The organism is Acinetobacter sp. Colony158 (assembly GCF_019264745.1).
GTDB lineage: Bacteria > Pseudomonadota > Gammaproteobacteria > Pseudomonadales > Moraxellaceae > Acinetobacter > Acinetobacter ursingii.
Genome location: NZ_CP078523.1, coordinates 1,108,863 through 1,109,501 on the forward strand (window position 1 = coordinate 1,108,863; position 639 = coordinate 1,109,501).

At 38.2% G+C, this 639-nt stretch carries 1 protein-coding gene (cut by a window edge); it reads right to left on the reverse strand.

Annotation, left to right across the window (positions count from 1 at the left end; genetic code table 11):
- Positions 1 to 639: part of a nucleotide sugar dehydrogenase coding region (locus tag JR005_RS04280; protein ID WP_228731749.1), annotated on the reverse strand (this coding region is incomplete at its 3' end). 209 nt of the annotated region lie beyond the right edge of the window; the window shows 639 of its 848 annotated nt.

The window sequence follows — 639 nt, forward strand, 5'->3', positions numbered from 1 at the left end:
ATAATTTCCGGATGTAAACCAATGGATTGGGCCTTATGGGTTAAATAGTAGGGATCCACCCCAATACAATGCCCACCGACTAAACCTGGACGGAATGGTAAAAAGTTCCACTTAGTGCCTGCGGCTTTCAGCACTTCTTCAGTATCAATGTCAAGTTTATTAAAAATTAATGCCAATTCATTAATCAATGCAATATTCACATCACGCTGAGTATTTTCAATGACCTTTGCTGCTTCGGCGACTTTTATACTTGGTGCTTTGTACGTGCCTGCATCTATGATCAACTGATAAACTTGATCAATATAATCAGCGACTTCAGGCGTAGAACCCGAGGTTATTTTTAAAATATTGGTCACACGTCGTTGTTTATCACCTGGATTAATGCGTTCAGGGCTATAACCCACAAAAAAATCCTGATTAAATTTTAAGCCTGAAACCTTTTCTAAAACTGGAATACAAACCTCTTCAGTGGCTCCTGGGTAAACTGTGGATTCATAGACTACGATGTCGCCTTTTTTTAGGACTTGACCAATGGTTTCAGAAGATTTGATCAATGGGGTTAAATCAGGCTGCTTAAAATCATCAATCGGTGTAGGTACAGTCACAATAAAGAAATTGGATTGTTTTAATGTATTGTAA